This is a genomic window from Vitreimonas sp. (assembly GCF_036392335.1).
Lineage (GTDB): Bacteria > Pseudomonadota > Alphaproteobacteria > Caulobacterales > Aquidulcibacteraceae > Vitreimonas.
Genome location: NZ_DASVYD010000015.1, coordinates 57,208 through 72,713 on the forward strand (window position 1 = coordinate 57,208; position 15,506 = coordinate 72,713).

The window sequence follows — 15,506 nt, forward strand, 5'->3', positions numbered from 1 at the left end:
GGACGCGGGGGCGGCGGGCCGGACAAGGGCCGCAGCGCATGAGTGGGGAGCGACGCAGATGGATCTGGGCTTCACTTGGTTCGATTTCGCCGCCTTGGTCGTGCTCGGCCTTTCCGGCGTGATGGCCTTCGCTAGAGGTCTGATTAGAGAGATATTTTCCGTCATCGCCTTCATTGGCGGAGCCATCGCTGCGGTATTCTTTGCCGGCATGCTGACGCCGCTGGTGGAGAGCTTCACGCCGCTCGGCGGACCTCTGGCCTCGGTTGCGGCCGGCCTGCTGATCTTCCTGGTGGTGTTCATCGTCATCACGGTCGTCACTTCCACCGTCGCCAAGACCGCGCACCAATCCACCGAGATTGGGTCGTTCGACCGCGCCGCTGGCCTCGCCTTCGGCATCCTCAGGGGCGTTCTGGTCGTCTCTCTATTCGTGCTTCTGATGCGCCAAACCACTGATTCCACGACCAGCGCTCCTGCTGATCCCATGCAAGACGCCGTGCGCGGCGCGCGGACTTATCCTATCTATGACAGTGTTGCGTCAGCCCTCGAGGCAGTTCTGCCAAGAGCGGGCCAGCGCGCGCGTGATATATTGGATCGTCAACAGGGCGAGTCGGCCCCGATTCCTCCCGCGGAACCGGCGCCGGAAGCCCCACCGACCTGAGGACCTATGACCGCCGAGCGCCCCTCTCTCCGATTTGACCAGGCGCTGGCGGACCCCGCCGACAAATGGGCTGACGACGATAAGCCCCGCGAAGAATGCGGCGTGTTCGGGGTCTTTGGTTCGGAGGACGCCTCCGTCCTCACCGCCCTCGGCCTGCACGGCCTCCAGCATCGCGGCCAAGAAGGTTGCGGCATCGTCTCGTATGACGGCCGCTTCCATCACGAACGCCATCTCGGCCTCGTCGGCGAGCATTTCTCCGGCGAGAACATGCCCCAGCGCCTGCCGGGCACATCCGCCATCGGCCACACCCGTTACGCCACCCAAGGCGGCACCATTCTTCGCAACGTCCAGCCGCTCTTTGCGGACCTTGCGCTCGGCGGCTTCGCCGTCGCGCACAACGGCAACCTCACCAACGCCCGCGATCTGCGCGAACGCTTGGTCGAAGCCGGCGCGATCTTCCAATCGACCTCCGACACCGAATGCATCCTGCAGCTGATCGCCAAATCGCGGAAAGCCAAGGTGGTCGAGCGCTTTGTTGAAGCGCTGCACCAGATTGAAGGCGCCTACGCGCTGGTCGCGCTCACCAACAATATGATGATCGGCGCGCGCGATCCTGTCGGCATCCGCCCGCTCGTGCTGGGCGACCGCGACGGCTCACCGATTCTCGCCTCCGAAACCTGCGCGCTCGACATGATCGGCGCGCGCTTCGTGCGTACGATCGAGCCCGGCGAAGTCGTCACCATCACCCGCCATATGGGCGAGATCAGCATTGAGAGCCATTTCCCGTTCCCGCGCCGCAAGGCGCGCTCGTGCCTGTTCGAGTTCGTGTATTTCGCGCGACCAGACTCGGTCGTCGATGGCCGCTCGGTCTATGATATTCGCAAAAGCATGGGCCGCCGTCTCGCCCAGGAAACCGGAGTCGAGGCCGATGTCGTAGTGCCGGTGCCGGACTCTGGCGTGCCATCGGCAATGGGCTACGCGCTCGAAAGCGGCATCCCCTATGAACTCGGCATCATCCGCAGCCATTACGCGGGCCGCACCTTCATTCAGCCCAAGCAGGAAATTCGCCAGCTCGGCGTGCGCCTGAAGCACGCGGCCAACCGCGCGGTGCTGAAGGGCAAACGCGTCGTGCTTGTCGACGACTCGATCGTGCGCGGCACCACTTCGCAGAAGATCGTGCAGATGGTGCGCGAAGCTGGCGCGGCGGAAGTGCATTTCCGCTCCGCCTCGCCGCCAATCAAATTTCCCGACTTCTACGGCATCGATATGCCCAGCGTGGATCAGCTGATGGCCGCGCAGATGACGCTTGAGGAAATGCGCAAGACGCTCGGCGTCGACACGTTGGGCTTCCTCTCCGTCGAAGGGCTCTATGCCGCCATGGGCGAGGAGCGGCGGAATTCGGCCGAACCGCAATTCACCGACCATTGCTTCACGGGCGAATACCCGACGACGCTCACCGACCACGCCGCCGACCGCGCCGACAAGGATTTCCAACTTTCGCTGCTGGCCGAAAACGCCGCGGAATAAACTTATCCAACGCCGCGGGCGCTGAGCTAAACTCAGCTTCAATCATGACTGACACATCCAAACGCATTGCCCTCGTCACGGGCGCCTCACGCGGCATCGGCCGTGCTGTCGCCCTTGAGCTCGCGCGCCAGAATTGGCGCGTCATCGTCATTGCCCGCGCCACCAAGGCGCTTGAGGCGCTGGACGATGAAATCAAGGCGCTGGGCGGCGAAGCCTCGCTCGTTCCGCACGATCTGCGCGACTACGACGGCCTCGATCGCTTGGGCGGGGCGCTTTTCGAACGCTTCGGCCAATTGGACGGGCTTGCCGCCTGCGCCGGCGTCCTGGGCTCACTCACGCCCGCACATCAAGTCACGCCCTCGATCATGGAAGAGACGTTCGGCGTGAACTTCATCGCCAATTGGCGCCTGATCCGCGCCATGCATCCGCTGCTGCGCGCCTCCGATGCGGGCCGCGCCGTGTTCGTGACCTCCGGCGCCTCGAAAAATCCACGCGCCTATTGGAGCCCGTACGCGGCATCCAAAGCTGCGCTCGACGCGATGGTCATTTCCTACGCGGCCGAACTTAATGTCACGCCGATCAAGGCCAACCTCTTCAATCCCGGCCCCACGCGCACGGCGATGCGGGCCAAGGCGTTTCCCGGCGAAGACCCGATGACGCTGCCCACCCCGGAAGAGGTCGCGCCCTCGATCGTCGCCATGCTCGCCCCGAGCTACACGCAAAACGGCGCGTGGGTTCAGTTCGAGCGCAAATGAGCAGCGCGATGGAGCGCTACGACAGCATCATCATTGGCGCGGGCGCCGCCGGACTTTACGCGGCGTTTCATGCAGGCCGGCGCGGGCGGCGTGTTTTGCTGCTGGAGCACAATGCCAAGGTCGGCGCGAAGATTCTGATCTCCGGCGGCGGGCGCTGCAATTTCACCAACCTCCATGCAGCCCCCGATCGCTTCATCTCCGCCAATCCGCATTTCGCGCGCTCGGCGCTCGCGCGGCACACGCAGCACGACTTTCTCAAGCTCATCCAAAAGCATCGCATCACGCATTACGAAAAGACGCTCGGCCAGCTTTTCTGTGACGGTGCACGCTCCGCGCAAAAAATCGTGCGCATGCTGCTCGATGAATGCGCCGCGGCAGGCGTCGACATCCACACGCTCTATCGCATCAATTCCATTCAACGCACCGATCGCTTCATCGTCGACACCATGATGGGGCCGTTCGAGAGCGAAACGCTGACCATCGCCACCGGCGGTTTCCCAATTCCGAAGCTCGGCGCGACCGGCTTCGCCTTCGACATCGCCAAGCAATTCAATATTCCCGTCGTCGAAACCCGCCCCGGCCTCGTGCCGCTCACCTTCGCTGAGTCCGATCTCGCCTGGATGCGGCCTCTCTCAGGCGTTTCCGCCGACGTGATCGCACGCGCGGGGAAAACAGAATTTCGCGAAGCCGCACTCTTCACGCACCGCGGTCTCTCCGGTCCCGCCATCCTGCAAGCCTCGTCCTATTGGCGCAAAGGCGAGAGCATCGTCATCGATTGGCTGCCTGATGCAGCCGAAGACGCGCTCGCCGCACGCAAACGCGACCGCCCCAAAGCGCAGCTCAAAACGGTGCTCGGCGAATTTTTCTCTGAGCGCCTGGCGACGGCGTTCGCCGAACAGCTGCCACAAGGCGCGCTCGGCGACATGAAAGACGCAACGCTTATCGACGCCGCGCGCAAACTTAAAGCTTGGCAGCTCACGCCAAGCGGCGACGAAGGCTATTCCAAAGCCGAAGTCATGGTCGGCGGCATCGACACCAACGCGCTCTCACAACAGAGCATGGAAGCACGCGCGGTGCCCGGCCTCTTTTTCATCGGCGAAGCCGTGGACGTCACCGGTTGGCTCGGCGGCTATAATTTCCAATGGGCCTGGTCCAGCGGCTGGGCCGCGGGGCAAGTGATTTAATCGGCGAAGCGCTTGGCAATCAGCGCGATCGGCAGGCCGACAAGCAGCGTGTGCGCGAGCAAGCCGCCGTAGAAGAATTGGTTCAGTTCCGGCGCTTGAATTGTCCCATCGCCCGCCGCAGAGAACGGCACGACAAGGAAATTCATCACGGCGTAGAGCCCAAGCCCATACACGATCCCACTGAGCAGCGGCGCTCGATTGAGTGATGGCACCACGCGGGCCGCGGCGACGAAGAACACGGCCATGATCGTCGTCATCACGAAGTGCAGCAGGAGACCAAGTGCGGCGCTATTCCAGCCGCCTGCCACCGCCGCGTCGCGTCCGAGCAAGCCGGCCGCCACCGATTGAAAAATCCGCTGCGGCGCCACGTCGTGGACGATGTTCCAGTGCACGCAAGCGTAGGTGATATCGAGCGCGCCAGCGACGACGCCGCCGAGCAAAGTCGCGGTGAACGGCTTAGCCATGTGATCCTCCCGCGCCGAGCTAAGCGGCCAGTGCGGAGATCAGCCAATGGATTTGCGACGAACGCCTAGCTCTTATCTTCGTCGAACGGGTTCTTGCCCGCCTTGACGATCAGGCGGATGGGCGCTGCATGCATATCGAACGCATCGCGCAGGCCGTTGACCAGATAGCGCTTGTAGCTCTCCGGCATGTCTTCGGCGCGCGAGCAGATCAGCACGAAGGTCGGCGGGCGGGCTTTGATCTGGGTGAGATAGCGCGGCTTGATGCGCCTGCCATGCACCGCCGGCGGCGGATGGCGGGCGATCGTAGAATAGAGCCAGTCGTTCAAATCCTTGGTCTTGATCCGCGCCGTCCAATCGCCATGCGCTTCGTCAACCGCCTTCATCACGCGATCCAGACCAACGCCGGAGAGTGCGGCCACCGTCACCAACGGCGCGCCGCGCGCTTGCGGCAGGCCTTCGCGCGCGACCAGTTTCATTTCTTCAAAGTGCGCGCGGCTATCTTCGATCTGGTCCCACTTAGCCAGCACGAACACCAGCGCGCGGCCTTCGCGGATGACCAAATCGGCGATGGTGAGATCCTGCTTCTCAAACGCCTCGCGCGCGTCCATCACCAGCACGCACACATCGGCGAAACGGATCGCGTGCAGCGTCTCGCTGACAGAGAGGCGCTCAAGCTTAGCCTGGACCTTCGCCTTCTTGCGCATGCCGGCCGTGTCGATCAGGCGATAAGGCTTGCCGTTCCAGCTCCAATCGATCGAGATCGAGTCGCGCGTGATGCCGGCTTCGGGGCCGACGAGCAGGCGATCCTCGCCGATCAGCGCATTCACCAAAGTCGACTTGCCCGCGTTCGGTCTGCCGACGATGGCGATGTGGATCGGGCGCTTCGGCTTGTTGGCTTCGTCTTCCTCATCACTTGGCAGCGGTGCGTGCGCAGCGATCGCGGCGAAGAGTTCGGCCATGCCTTCGCCGTGCTCGGCCGAAAGTGCGATCGGCTCGCCCAGCCCCAACGCATACGCCTCATTGACCCCGCCGGCGCCGGCGCGGCCTTCAGCCTTGTTCGCGGCCAGGATCACCGGCTTATTGGCGCGGCGCAGCAGCGCGGCGAAGGATTCATCAAGCGGCAGCACGCCAGCGCGCGCGTCGACCAGGAAGAGGATCACGTCCGCTTCGCGGATCGCGGTTTCCGTCTGCTCGCGCATCCGGCTTTCCAGCGAGGCGTCGGTCGCGTCCTCGAAGCCTGCCGTATCGATCAGCGTGAAGTCGAGATCGCCCAGACGCCCAGGCGCTTCACGCCGGTCGCGCGTGACGCCTGGGGTGTCATCGACAATCGCGAGCTTCTTGCCCGCGAGGCGATTGAAGAGCGTTGACTTGCCGACATTCGGCCGCCCGACGATCGCGAGCTTGATCGTCATGGACGGCCAACATCAACGCAGGACGACGAGACGCGCCTCGTCCGTCACAATGTAAATTTGATCGTTTGCAACGATCGGCGGAATGAAGACGGGCTTGCCCACGTCGGCGGTCGCAACCGTCTGGCCACTCTCCGGCGTGACCGCAATGACTTGGCCCAGCGAGTTCGCCAGCACCAAACGGCCGCCAATCATTACCGGGCCGGTCCAGGCGACACGGCCGGTGCGGTCGTCTTCGTCTTCGTAGCGGCGCAATTCCTGCACCCAATAGGCGTTGCCGGTGTTGCGATCGAACGCGGCCAGCACGCCATCGGTGCTCACGGCGTAGAGTACGTTGCCGGCAAGCAGCGGCGTCTGCGTCGATGCAAACGGCCGCGCCCAACCGCGCTGGCCGGAGCGCAGGTCGATCGCAGCGAGCACGCCCGAGTGACTCGCGGCAAAGACGACGCCGTTGTCGAGCACTGGGCGTCCCGCGATGTCATTGATCGCAGAGAGCGACGTCAATTGGCCGGAACGCGAGAGCGAATCCGACCAGAGGCGGCGGCCATTGCCGCCCAGCAATGCAACGAGTTCACCCGAGGCGAACGGCGCGACGACCGTATCGCCGTCCACAGCAACGCTCGTGGCGGCGAGAATGCGCGCGGGCTCGGCAATCGCCTGATAGTTCCAAAGCACTTCACCGGAGCTCACATCGAGCGCGAGCAATTCGCTGTCATTGGTGATGGCGTAGAGGCGCGTGCCGGACACAGTCGGCGCCGATTGGAACGGCGCGTCAGCTTGGCGCCGCCACACCTCTTCGCCGGTATTGGCGTCAAGCGCGACGATGAAGCCGAAACCCGTCGTGACGAACACACGCCCGCCCGCCGTCGCAACGCCACCGCCGCGTGCGACGCGATCGCGGCGATCGTTGGGGCGCAATTGTTCACTCCACAGACGCTCGCCGTCGCGCGCGCTGATCGCGTGTAGGCGGTGATCCGCATCGAGGAAGAACAGTCGGCCCTCGGCAATGACCGGCGGCGCAGCCAATTGGGAGCGATCGTTCGAACCCTGGCCGAGATTGGCGCGCCAAGCGCGTTCCAACACCGCCGAGCCCGTGGAAGGCGGCGGCGAATTGTCAGCGGTGCCGCCGGGCTGGCTCCAATCCACCACCGCGACCGGCGGCGGCACCGCTATGGTTTGGGCGGCGAGTGAGGGATCAGCGGCAAGTTCTTGTTCGAACGCCAAGATCGATATGCGCCCGTCTTGCGGCGCGGTTTGGCGTGGCGCTTCGTCATCGCCAAACGGCCAGACAGCGTCGCCGACGCGGCTCACGGTTGAGCACGCAGAAAGCGCCGCGGCCGCAGCGAGCGCGGCGACTGGACCCAAGCTGCGGGTGATGCGGCTCATTTCGTTTCTCCTTCGGATGGCGCAGGCGCAGCCGCGCCGTCCGCTGGTGTAGCTGATTGCGGCGCCGGGCCGACAACGGCGAGCGCCACTTGCGCGCGCTGCCGCACCGCTTCCGGCGCGTCGAACGCAAGCGTGAGCGCTTCTAATTGTTCGCGCGCCAAGTCCAGATCGCCAGCCTCCCAAGCCTCGATACCGAGCAATTCACGGGCGAGAAAAGAGAGCCGGCTATCGCTGTCGATCAGCGGCTGCAGGCGCGTCCGCAGCGCGGCGAGGTCTTGGGTCTCGGCGGCGATATAGGCGGCGCGCAATTGCGCCGTTTCGCGCATCACCGCGTCCGGGGCCTGCGCAGCGGCGGCGTCGAACTCGGCCAAAGCCGCTTCGAGGTCGCCTTGCGCCTGCAGCGCGGCGGCATGCTCCATACGCGCCATGACGCGGAAAGGGCGCGGGCCCTCGTCGCGCAAGCGCTCGAACTCCGCTTTCGCGCCGTCGAGGTTGCCGGACACAAGCAGCTGTTGCGCGGCGAGATAATCAACCGAATGCGCGCGCGCGGCGTCGAGCGAATAAGCGCGCCACCCCTGCCAAGCGCCGATCACGGCGACGACAGCGATTAGAGCACCGAGGATCCAAACGCCGTAGCGCTTGAAGAACTGAAGCACACGGTCCTGGCGCAGGCTCTCGTCAACTTCATGGACAAATGAATCGGTTTCGTTGGTCACGCCTGCTTCCTGACCTGGTTCGCGGGTCCCGCGAACCACCCCCTAAAAATGCGCCGGCAAGCTAGCCGCGCTTGTCCCGCTGGGCAACGCGGGCTTGCCGTGCCTTGCTGAGGGAATAGGTCTCGGCTGCGGCAGGAAAACGGCGGGCGCGGACATCGGCGGCATATCCGGCGGCCGCTTTGTCGATTTCGTCCTTCAAATTGGCGTAGCGGCGGACGAATTTCGGGGTCCAGCCGAACAGCCCCAGCATGTCATCCACAACCAGAACCTGACCGTCGCACTCCGCCGAGGCGCCGATTCCAATGGTAGGGGCCTTCACAGCGGCGGTTATTTCGGGCGCGAGCGTTTCATCCACGCCCTCGACCACGATGGCGAAAGCGCCCGCCTCGTCCGAGGCGCGGGCGGCTGCGAGAATGGCGGCCCGCTCCGCCTCATCACGGCCCTTGGCTTTGAACTTGCCGTCAATATTGACCGCCTGCGGCAGCAAACCGACATGGCTCATCACCGGGATGCCCCGATCGACCAGGAATTTCACGGTCGGCGCGACCGTGACGCCCGCTTCGACCTTCACCGCCTGCGCGCCGGTTTCTTTCAGAATGCGCGCGGCGTTGGCGTAGGCGACCTCGGGACTGGCCTCGTAGGAGCCGAACGGCATGTCGACCACCACCATGGCCTTTTTGGCGGCGCGCATCACGGCTTGGCCGTGCAGGATCATCATGTCCATGGTGACGCCGACCGTGCTGGGCAGACCATGCACCACCATGCCCAGGGAATCGCCAACCAGCAGCAAGTCACAATGCTGGTCGAGGATCTCGGCCATCGGAGCGGTATAGGCGGTCAGGCAGACAATCGGTTCGCCACCCTTGCGGGCCCGGATATCCGGCGCGGTAATGCGGCGAGGGGCTTCAGAATGGCGCGACATGACGGACCTCCCATAGTCCCTTGTTGCGCTGCACATAATGGGCCGAACGCGACTGCGCCAGCTTAGTCGCCCATTGGGGCTGAGCTTTTAGTCCTGGGCTGCGCGATAAGCTACCGCACCGCCCACCAGGGCGCCGGTCGCCAGCAGGATGTGGGTCAAGCCGAGACCAAGCGATTGCATCAGGCCTTCACCTGCCGTTTCGGCGGCTGCCGACATCGACGGGCCGCTGCTGATGGCATTCTGGAGACGGGCAAACTCTGCGCCGGCCACGGCCAGCAAGTCCTGGCCGAACGCGCCCGCGACTGCGTAGAGCCCCCAAGCGGTCGCGGCGGCCGCGGCCAGAACTCCAGCAATCTGCGCCGCATTGCGAACCTTGGCGGCGCGTTCCACCCGCGCCACACCATGACTGACGTTAACGCTGAAGCCAGCGTCAGCCGGTTCCTCGATCTCCGCGAAGGAGCTTTTCAGCAGGGCGTCAAAATTACTCATGTCGCCGGTTCCAATAGCCGTCTCAGTTTTTCCGTCCCCCTTAGAACGTGGGATTTCACCGTGCCGAGGGGAAGACCGGTGATTTCTACAATTTCAGCGTGGCTTAACCCTTCTCCGTGGTTCAGCGTCACGCATAGTCTCTCCGCATCCGACAACCTGGCAAGAGCCTTCTCCAGGTCGATCTTCGCGCCGGCCGCGGCCTCCGGGGTGGAATCCTCCGACGCGATGGGCGATGCGTCGTCGATCTCCTCGAACACGGCCTTCTGGCGACGTTTGGCCATCAGGAACGTGGTCACCGCAATTCTTCTAAACCAACCCGGAAAAGCGGCGGGCGTTTCCAAATCCCGCAATCTTTCCCAAGCTTTAACGAACGCCTCCTGGGCTAAATCGTCCGCTTCCGCGTGGCTTTGGCACATTCGCCGGAGCAAGCTTCTGGCCCAGCCCTGGCGACGCTTTACGAGCTCCCCGAACGCTGCCTGGTCCTTGGCCTGTGCTGCGATAATCAGCGCAGCTTCCGTGGCCTGAGCCAGATTGAGGAGCCCCCGCGACGCCACCTAACAAATCTCACTCACCCTTCTTCTTTGCTGAATAGTCCACGATGGCCAGCAGGAGGAAGGCCAAACCGAGAGAACCGAGGATCGCAGCCGGCACCATCATACCGCCAAACGCTTCTCCGGACGGATCGAAGCCGCTGATTGCGAAGCCGGCCATCACAAATCCAAGCGCGAGCGCGATCAAAACCACGCCACTCCCGAGCGAGGACCGCGCTTTGTCGGGTTTCGGCTTTGTCGTTCCCTCGGTCAATTGCCGTAAAACCGTCGGATCGAGCGTCTGACCCTTCTCCAGCGCTTGCGACAAGAGCTGGTGCGCGGACTGTTTGGTACGCTCCTTCAGCCATATCGGCACCAGGATTACCGCCGCCAAAAATCCGAAAAACACAAACGGAACAAAGACATCCGCATCCATTGAACGTGCTCCATAGCCCAGGGTCTGCGCCCTTTGGCTTATAGATGCGCTGATCCGGGGTATTGGATGCAAGGGGCCAATCAGCGCGCCCGCCGAAAAGCAGCCCGGCGCGCGCCGCGGCTCAGCGCCAAAACCGCCGCCACGGCTCCCAAAGTCAGGGCCACGTCCTCGGTGGCCGAAGGATTTGCAGACAGCCATCCCACCATGGGCAAGGCCGCCGCCAAAGCCAGCGTTCCAAGCACCCCGCCCCAGATTACGCGTCGAGCCATGGCGGCGCGAAAACGCTCTTGTTCGGCCCGGCGCATCACCAGGAGGGTAAAGTGCATGTCCTTGGCCGGCGCGGCTGGCGCACCGAACACGCGATTTAGACGCTCTTCACCAGTCATCTTGCGTCTCCAACATTCTGAGCAGCCGCTCGCGCCCGCGCGTTACATGCGACTTCACCGTGCCGAGCGGCTGGTTCAAGATTGCGGCGGCCTCGCTGTGGGAGAAGCCCTCACACAAACATAGCGCCACCGCGGCACGCTGATCATCCGGCAGTTCCGCCATGGCGCGCGCAATCGCGATTTGGTCTTCGACCGGCGCGCCGGCTTCGCCGTCGTCTTGTTCGGAGAGCCATTCGTAATCGCGCTGCGTTGCGCGCTCATGTCCCCGGCGCGCATCGCGCGCAATACGATAGCCGATGCCGCAGACCCACGACGCAAAACTTGAGCGACCTTCAAAGCGATCGAGCTTACGCCACGCCGTCACAAACGCCTCCTGCGCCAGGTCGTCGGCGTCAGCCCAATGCCCAGCAAAGCGCCGCATAAAGCCGCGTATTTTCTGTTGATGCGCGTCGACCAAAGCCGCGAAGGCGCGGGGGTCGCCCTTGCGCGCAGCGGCGATGAGGCGCGCGTCGTCATGAGCGGTCATCGGACTTGCGCTGGCCCGGACGGAAGATTGCAAGCGCCGCGCAGCCAAGCGCCGCGGCACTCATCACCGCCGCCACAAGCATGAATCGATCACGCTCATCGCTCGCTTCGGCAACGCCAAAGGCGATCCAAAAGCCGATCGCAAGCGTCGCGAACATCAGCGCCTCGCCCCAAGGCCGCCTCGAAAGACCAAGACTCGCATAAGGTTCGGGCTCGAGTTGGTCATAGAGTTGTTGCGGCGGTTCGCGGCCCGCCTCCAGCGCCGCCTTGATCACGTCGAGCGCCTGGGTGCGCCGCTTGTGATCAAGCCAGGACACCCAGGCCTGCATGCCGACACCGACCAATATTGCCGCCGCGATGAGCGCCGCCACGCCCGAGTTTTCCATCTGAATCTCCATTTCGCGACTTTGTGGCCGCCGCCCAGGTTTTTGGATGCGGCCGCTTGCCAAACAACACTTAGGCATCTACTTAAGTATTATGTTCAGGGACACGACGCTCGATCTGGCTTTCCAAGCCTTAGCTGATCCCAGCCGTCGCGCGATGGTGGATCGCCTAGCGCAAGGCCCCGCCTCGGTTAGCGAATTGGCCAAGCCGCTCGCCATGTCGCTGCCGGCGGTGATGCAGCATTTGCAGGTGCTGGAAGCGAGCGGGCTGGTCGTATCGGAAAAGATCGGCCGGGTGCGAACCTGCCGCATCGAGCCGAAAGCCCTCTCCCAAGCTGAACAATGGATCGCCGAGCGCCGCGCCCTCTGGGAGCGCCGCCTCGATCGCCTCGCCCAATTCCTCGACGAAACGGAAAACGACTGATGCTCACGCTCTATGGCCACCCGATCTCATCGTTCACATGGAAAGTGCTAATGGCGCTCTATGAGAACGACACGCCGTTTGATTTCATCACGGTGGATCAGAACACCTATGCCGACTTCATCACCAAATGGCCGATGGGCAAGTTTCCGATCCTGATCGACAGCGATCGTAAATCGATGGTCACGGAGACTTCGGTGATCATCGAATATCTCGACACCTATTACCCAGGCGCCACGCGCTTCATCCCGCAGAATGTCGACGCCGCGCTTGAAGTGCGCCGCTGGGACCGCGTGTTCGATCACATTAACACGACGATGTCGAAAGTGGTGGTCGATAACATCCGCCCCGATGGCCAACGCGATCCTTATGGCGTCGAAGAGGCCAAGCGGGTTGTGCACGCCGCTTACGGCGTCGTGGAAGCGCAACTTAGCGACCGCGCATTTGCAGTCGCCGACGGCTTCACGATGGCCGATTGCGCCGCAGCGCCCGCGCTCTGGTACGCAGCCCGCAACGTGCCGCTTGAGGGCAAATATCCACGCATCGCTGCGTATCTCGATCGCTTGAAGGCGCGCCCATCTTTTGCGCGCACGATCAAAGAATCCGAGCCGCTCTTCCATATGTATCCGGGAGCTTAAGCCATGAGCGCACTTGCCCACCGCACCATGGTGATGGAGCGCACCTATAACGCTTCGCCCGCGCGCGTGTTCAACGCATGGGGCGACATCGAGGCGCGCACGCGCTGGTCGGCGCCGACGCCTGCCGACAAAATTGTCTATGAGAAGCAGGACTTCCGTGAGGGCGGGCTCGACATCTCCCATTGCGGGCGGGACGGCGAATTGGATTACACCGCGCGCGTCACCTATCTCAGTATCGAGGCCAACAGCCTGATCGTGTTCACCGAGACCGTCTCGTATCGCGGCGAACGCAAATCGCACGCGCAGATCAGCGTCGAATTGTTTCCGGCGGGCGCTGGAACACGGCTCCTGCTTACCATGCAAATCGCCTCATTCGATGGGCAAGCCATGATCGCCGGTTACAACGAAGGCTGGACCGCCGCGCTCGACAATCTCGCTTCGGAATTCTGAGGGACGAACACATGCCAAGCTCAACGACCCACGCCACGTTCGTGATCGAACGTGAATACAATGCCGCGCCCGCGAAAGTGTTTGCGGCCTTCTCCAACCCGCAATCGAAAGCGAAATGGTTCGTTGGCCCTGAGGAATGGGACAAATCAAACCACAAGCTCGATTTTCGCGTTGGCGGGCGCGAAAGCGTCAGTGGTGGCCCACCTGGCGGCCCTGTGCATTACTACAACGGCCAGATCATGGACATCGTTGAGAACGAACGCCTGATCATCGCCTACGAAATGCATCTGGACGAGACGCGCATTTCGGTTTCGCTGGGCACTACGGAATTTCGCGCACACGGGACAGGCACGCGCCTCGTCTACACCGAGCAAGGCGCATTCCTAGATGGCTTCGACGACGCGGGCGGTCGTGAGCGCGGCACGCAAGACCTGTTCGATCAGCTCGGCGCCTTCCTCGACACCTGATCCGGAGTTTCAACCATGCCCATCGCCCAACACGCCACCATCATCATCGAACGCCCGCTCAACGCGTCGCCTGCACGCGTCTTCGCGGCATGGTCCAGCCAAACCGCCAAACGCTCTTGGTTCGCCGAAGGCGCAGGCTGGAAAGTACTTTCGTTCGAACTCGACTTCCGCGAAGGCGGGACGGAGACGAGCCGCTTCGCGGCGCCCGATGGCGTCGAGCACGCGAACGAGACGGTGTTTCACGACATCGTGGCCAACGAGCGCATCATCTTCTCTTATGCGATGCTCATGAACGGCGTGCGCCATTCGGTGTCGCTGGCCACCATCGACGTCCGCCCCGACGGGGCCGGCGCACGGCTTGTCTTTACCGAGCAAGGCGCGTTCTTCGACGGCGGCGATGGCCCGAAGATGCGCGAAATGGGCTGGACCGAATTGCTCAATGCGCTCGCTAAGTATCTGGGCGAGTAAGCGCACCTCCTCTTCCTGATGGGCGCCGCGGCGGCATGACTGCTTATATGCCGCCACGGCACGCGTTCCGAGGTTGACGCGCGCGTGATATGCCCGGGCTTCATTTCTAGCCAGGAAGCCCGCTCATGCCCGCGATCGATGTCCCCACGCCAGCATTCATGGATGATGAATCCCTGCGCGCCTTTTCGGATTCCGCGGCGCGCTTCTTCGATCAGCATGCGCCGGTAAAACGCGTCGCCAAGTGGCGCGAAGACAAACAGGTCGAGCGTGAATTCTGGCGCGAAGCCGGTCAGGCAGGCCTGCTCGGTGTTTCCGTGCCGGAAGAATACGGCGGCGGCGGCGCCGACTTCCGTTACGACGTGGCGCTGTTCGAGCAAATCTCGCGCAAGGACGTCGATGGCTTTGCCGCTTCGCTGCACAACGGCATTATCCTGCCTTACGTCGTCGCGCACGGCACGGAGGAACAGAAGAAGCGCTGGCTGCCGCGCCTGTGCTCTGGCGATCTGGTCGCTGCGATCGCCATGAGCGAACCGGGCGCGGGCTCGGACTTACAGAACATCAAGACCACGGCGAAAAAGGACGGCAACGGCTATCGCATCAATGGCCAAAAGACGTTCATCTCAAGCGGCCAGCTCGCGGACTTCATCATCGTCGTCGCCAAGACGGACCCGACCCAAGGCGCGAAAGGCGTGTCCTTACTCGTCGTCGAGACGGAGGAAGCCGAAGGCTTCCGGCGTGGCCGCAAACTCGACAAGGTTGGCCAAGACGCGGCCGACACGTCTGAACTCTTCTTCGACGACGTGTTCGTGCCGGCCGACAATCTGCTCGGTATGGAGGAAGGCCAAGGCTTCAAGCAATTGATGAAGGAATTGCCGCATGAGCGTCTGATCATCGCTCTGCAAGCGGCCCTCAACGCCGAGCTCGCGGTGGAGGAAACCATCGCCTATGTGAAGGACCGCAAGGCCTTCGGCCAAAGGCTGATCGAATTCCAGAACACGCAGTTCAAATTGGCTGAGTGCAAAACGGAGGCGACGCTGGCGCGCGTGTTCGTCAATCATTGCCTCGAAGAGCTGATGGCGGGCCGCCTCGACACAGCGAAGGCGTCGATGGCCAAATATTGGTGCACGGACACCGAAAACCGCATCATCGATGTCTGTCTGCAGCTGCATGGCGGCTACGGCTACATGAACGAATACCCTATCGGGCGCATGTTCCGCGACAGCCGTGTCTCGCGTATTTACGGCGGCTCGAACGAAATCATGAAGGTGCTGATCGCGCGCACGCTATAGCGC

The 15,506-nt window shown here is 63.1% G+C and carries 20 protein-coding genes and 1 pseudogene; 10 read left to right on the forward strand and 11 right to left on the reverse strand.

Features of this window, described 5'->3' with window-relative positions:
• Nucleotides 1–58 precede the first annotated feature (58 nt).
• The 4 genes from VF769_RS03030 to VF769_RS03045 are packed head-to-tail and all read left to right on the forward strand — an operon-like array spanning nt 59 to nt 4,124.
• Entirely contained in the window at nt 59–658 is a 600-nt protein-coding gene (locus VF769_RS03030; protein ID WP_331006886.1) for a CvpA family protein, read from the forward strand.
• Between the two features lie 6 nt (nt 659–664).
• A complete protein-coding gene (gene purF, locus VF769_RS03035; protein ID WP_331006887.1) occupies nt 665–2,185 on the forward strand; it encodes an amidophosphoribosyltransferase in 1,521 nt (506 codons plus the stop codon).
• 44 nt (nt 2,186–2,229) lie between these two features.
• Nucleotides 2,230–2,940 (forward strand): SDR family NAD(P)-dependent oxidoreductase, encoded by a 711-nt coding sequence (locus VF769_RS03040; RefSeq protein ID WP_331006888.1) that lies wholly within the window; start codon nt 2,230–2,232, stop codon nt 2,938–2,940.
• The gene (locus VF769_RS03045) at nt 2,937–4,124 is read left to right on the forward strand and encodes an NAD(P)/FAD-dependent oxidoreductase (RefSeq protein WP_331006889.1); all 1,188 of its coding nucleotides are present in this window, start codon (nt 2,937–2,939) and stop codon (nt 4,122–4,124) included. Before VF769_RS03040 ends, VF769_RS03045 begins: the two co-directional genes overlap by 4 nt.
• On the opposite strand, the gene VF769_RS03050 is transcribed toward VF769_RS03045, so the two are convergent.
• The 11 genes and pseudogenes from VF769_RS03050 to VF769_RS03100 all read right to left on the reverse strand — a co-directional run bounded on the left by VF769_RS03050 (nt 4,121) and on the right by VF769_RS03100 (nt 11,773).
• A complete protein-coding gene (locus VF769_RS03050) occupies nt 4,121–4,588 on the reverse strand; it encodes a hypothetical protein (RefSeq protein WP_331006890.1) in 468 nt (155 codons plus the stop codon). The two genes, VF769_RS03045 and VF769_RS03050, sit on opposite strands and share 4 nt — an antisense overlap.
• 68 nt (nt 4,589–4,656) lie before the next feature.
• Nucleotides 4,657–6,000: pseudogene (der, locus tag VF769_RS03055) on the reverse strand (ribosome biogenesis GTPase Der); the annotation flags it as partial.
• Between the two features lie 12 nt (nt 6,001–6,012).
• Nucleotides 6,013–7,383 (reverse strand): PQQ-binding-like beta-propeller repeat protein, encoded by a 1,371-nt coding sequence (locus VF769_RS03060; protein WP_331006892.1) that lies wholly within the window; start codon nt 7,381–7,383, stop codon nt 6,013–6,015.
• A complete protein-coding gene (locus tag VF769_RS03065; RefSeq protein ID WP_331006893.1) occupies nt 7,380–8,099 on the reverse strand; it encodes a tetratricopeptide repeat protein in 720 nt (239 codons plus the stop codon). The genes VF769_RS03060 and VF769_RS03065 overlap by 4 nt, the downstream gene beginning before the upstream one ends.
• 61 nt (nt 8,100–8,160) lie before the next feature.
• Nucleotides 8,161–9,021, reverse strand: coding sequence for a 3-methyl-2-oxobutanoate hydroxymethyltransferase (gene panB, locus VF769_RS03070; protein ID WP_331006894.1), 861 nt, complete (start codon nt 9,019–9,021; stop codon nt 8,161–8,163).
• Between the two features lie 87 nt (nt 9,022–9,108).
• Nucleotides 9,109–9,510, reverse strand: coding sequence for a hypothetical protein (locus VF769_RS03075; protein ID WP_331006895.1), 402 nt, complete (start codon nt 9,508–9,510; stop codon nt 9,109–9,111).
• Nucleotides 9,507–10,064, reverse strand: a complete 558-nt coding sequence (locus tag VF769_RS03080) for an RNA polymerase sigma factor (RefSeq protein ID WP_331006896.1) — start codon at nt 10,062–10,064, stop codon at nt 9,507–9,509. Before VF769_RS03080 ends, VF769_RS03075 begins: the two co-directional genes overlap by 4 nt.
• 10 nt (nt 10,065–10,074) lie before the next feature.
• Nucleotides 10,075–10,476, reverse strand: a complete 402-nt coding sequence (locus VF769_RS03085) for a DUF6249 domain-containing protein (RefSeq protein WP_331006897.1) — start codon at nt 10,474–10,476, stop codon at nt 10,075–10,077.
• A gap of 80 nt (nt 10,477–10,556) precedes the next feature.
• Nucleotides 10,557–10,862: a hypothetical protein gene (locus VF769_RS03090; RefSeq protein WP_331006898.1), complete on the reverse strand. Its 306-nt coding sequence runs from the start codon at nt 10,860–10,862 to the stop codon at nt 10,557–10,559.
• Nucleotides 10,852–11,388, reverse strand: coding sequence for an RNA polymerase sigma factor (locus VF769_RS03095; protein WP_331006899.1), 537 nt, complete (start codon nt 11,386–11,388; stop codon nt 10,852–10,854). Before VF769_RS03095 ends, VF769_RS03090 begins: the two co-directional genes overlap by 11 nt.
• Nucleotides 11,375–11,773, reverse strand: a complete 399-nt coding sequence (locus tag VF769_RS03100) for a hypothetical protein (protein WP_331006900.1) — start codon at nt 11,771–11,773, stop codon at nt 11,375–11,377. Before VF769_RS03100 ends, VF769_RS03095 begins: the two co-directional genes overlap by 14 nt.
• Before the next feature lie 91 nt (nt 11,774–11,864).
• Between VF769_RS03100 and VF769_RS03105 the strand changes: the two genes are divergently transcribed.
• The 6 genes from VF769_RS03105 to VF769_RS03130 all read left to right on the forward strand — a co-directional run bounded on the left by VF769_RS03105 (nt 11,865) and on the right by VF769_RS03130 (nt 15,503).
• Nucleotides 11,865–12,194: a metalloregulator ArsR/SmtB family transcription factor gene (locus tag VF769_RS03105; protein ID WP_331006901.1), complete on the forward strand. Its 330-nt coding sequence runs from the start codon at nt 11,865–11,867 to the stop codon at nt 12,192–12,194.
• Nucleotides 12,191–12,829, forward strand: coding sequence for a glutathione S-transferase family protein (locus VF769_RS03110; RefSeq protein WP_349258085.1), 639 nt, complete (start codon nt 12,191–12,193; stop codon nt 12,827–12,829). Before VF769_RS03105 ends, VF769_RS03110 begins: the two co-directional genes overlap by 4 nt.
• Before the next feature lie 3 nt (nt 12,830–12,832).
• A complete protein-coding gene (locus tag VF769_RS03115; protein ID WP_331006903.1) occupies nt 12,833–13,279 on the forward strand; it encodes an SRPBCC domain-containing protein in 447 nt (148 codons plus the stop codon).
• An 11-nt stretch (nt 13,280–13,290) separates the two neighbouring features.
• Nucleotides 13,291–13,746: an SRPBCC family protein gene (locus VF769_RS03120; RefSeq protein WP_331006904.1), complete on the forward strand. Its 456-nt coding sequence runs from the start codon at nt 13,291–13,293 to the stop codon at nt 13,744–13,746.
• Nucleotides 13,747–13,761: 15 nt separating this feature from the next.
• On the forward strand, nt 13,762–14,214 hold the full coding sequence (locus VF769_RS03125; protein WP_331006905.1) for an SRPBCC family protein: 453 nt from the start codon (nt 13,762–13,764) through the stop codon (nt 14,212–14,214).
• A 125-nt stretch (nt 14,215–14,339) separates the two neighbouring features.
• Nucleotides 14,340–15,503 carry an acyl-CoA dehydrogenase family protein gene (locus tag VF769_RS03130; protein WP_331006906.1) on the forward strand — a complete coding sequence of 388 codons (1,164 nt, stop codon included), beginning with the start codon at nt 14,340–14,342 and terminating at the stop codon, nt 15,501–15,503.
• Nucleotides 15,504–15,506 lie beyond the last annotated feature (3 nt).

Coding starts and splice junctions, on each gene's coding strand:
- VF769_RS03040 (WP_331006888.1), top strand. CDS start 2,230: ATGACTGACACATCCAAACGCATTGCCCTCGTCACGGGCGCCTCACGC.
- VF769_RS03030 (WP_331006886.1), top strand. CDS start 59: ATGGATCTGGGCTTCACTTGGTTCGATTTCGCCGCCTTGGTCGTGCTC.
- VF769_RS03130 (WP_331006906.1), top strand. CDS start 14,340: ATGCCCGCGATCGATGTCCCCACGCCAGCATTCATGGATGATGAATCC.
- VF769_RS03085 (WP_331006897.1), bottom strand. CDS start 10,476: ATGGATGCGGATGTCTTTGTTCCGTTTGTGTTTTTCGGATTTTTGGCG.
- purF (WP_331006887.1), top strand. CDS start 665: ATGACCGCCGAGCGCCCCTCTCTCCGATTTGACCAGGCGCTGGCGGAC.
- VF769_RS03045 (WP_331006889.1), top strand. CDS start 2,937: ATGAGCAGCGCGATGGAGCGCTACGACAGCATCATCATTGGCGCGGGC.
- VF769_RS03050 (WP_331006890.1), bottom strand. CDS start 4,588: ATGGCTAAGCCGTTCACCGCGACTTTGCTCGGCGGCGTCGTCGCTGGC.
- VF769_RS03095 (WP_331006899.1), bottom strand. CDS start 11,388: ATGACCGCTCATGACGACGCGCGCCTCATCGCCGCTGCGCGCAAGGGC.
- VF769_RS03120 (WP_331006904.1), top strand. CDS start 13,291: ATGCCAAGCTCAACGACCCACGCCACGTTCGTGATCGAACGTGAATAC.
- VF769_RS03115 (WP_331006903.1), top strand. CDS start 12,833: ATGAGCGCACTTGCCCACCGCACCATGGTGATGGAGCGCACCTATAAC.
- VF769_RS03105 (WP_331006901.1), top strand. CDS start 11,865: ATGTTCAGGGACACGACGCTCGATCTGGCTTTCCAAGCCTTAGCTGAT.
- VF769_RS03090 (WP_331006898.1), bottom strand. CDS start 10,862: ATGACTGGTGAAGAGCGTCTAAATCGCGTGTTCGGTGCGCCAGCCGCG.
- panB (WP_331006894.1), bottom strand. CDS start 9,021: ATGTCGCGCCATTCTGAAGCCCCTCGCCGCATTACCGCGCCGGATATC.
- VF769_RS03060 (WP_331006892.1), bottom strand. CDS start 7,383: ATGAGCCGCATCACCCGCAGCTTGGGTCCAGTCGCCGCGCTCGCTGCG.
- VF769_RS03100 (WP_331006900.1), bottom strand. CDS start 11,773: ATGGAAAACTCGGGCGTGGCGGCGCTCATCGCGGCGGCAATATTGGTC.
- VF769_RS03125 (WP_331006905.1), top strand. CDS start 13,762: ATGCCCATCGCCCAACACGCCACCATCATCATCGAACGCCCGCTCAAC.
- VF769_RS03075 (WP_331006895.1), bottom strand. CDS start 9,510: ATGAGTAATTTTGACGCCCTGCTGAAAAGCTCCTTCGCGGAGATCGAG.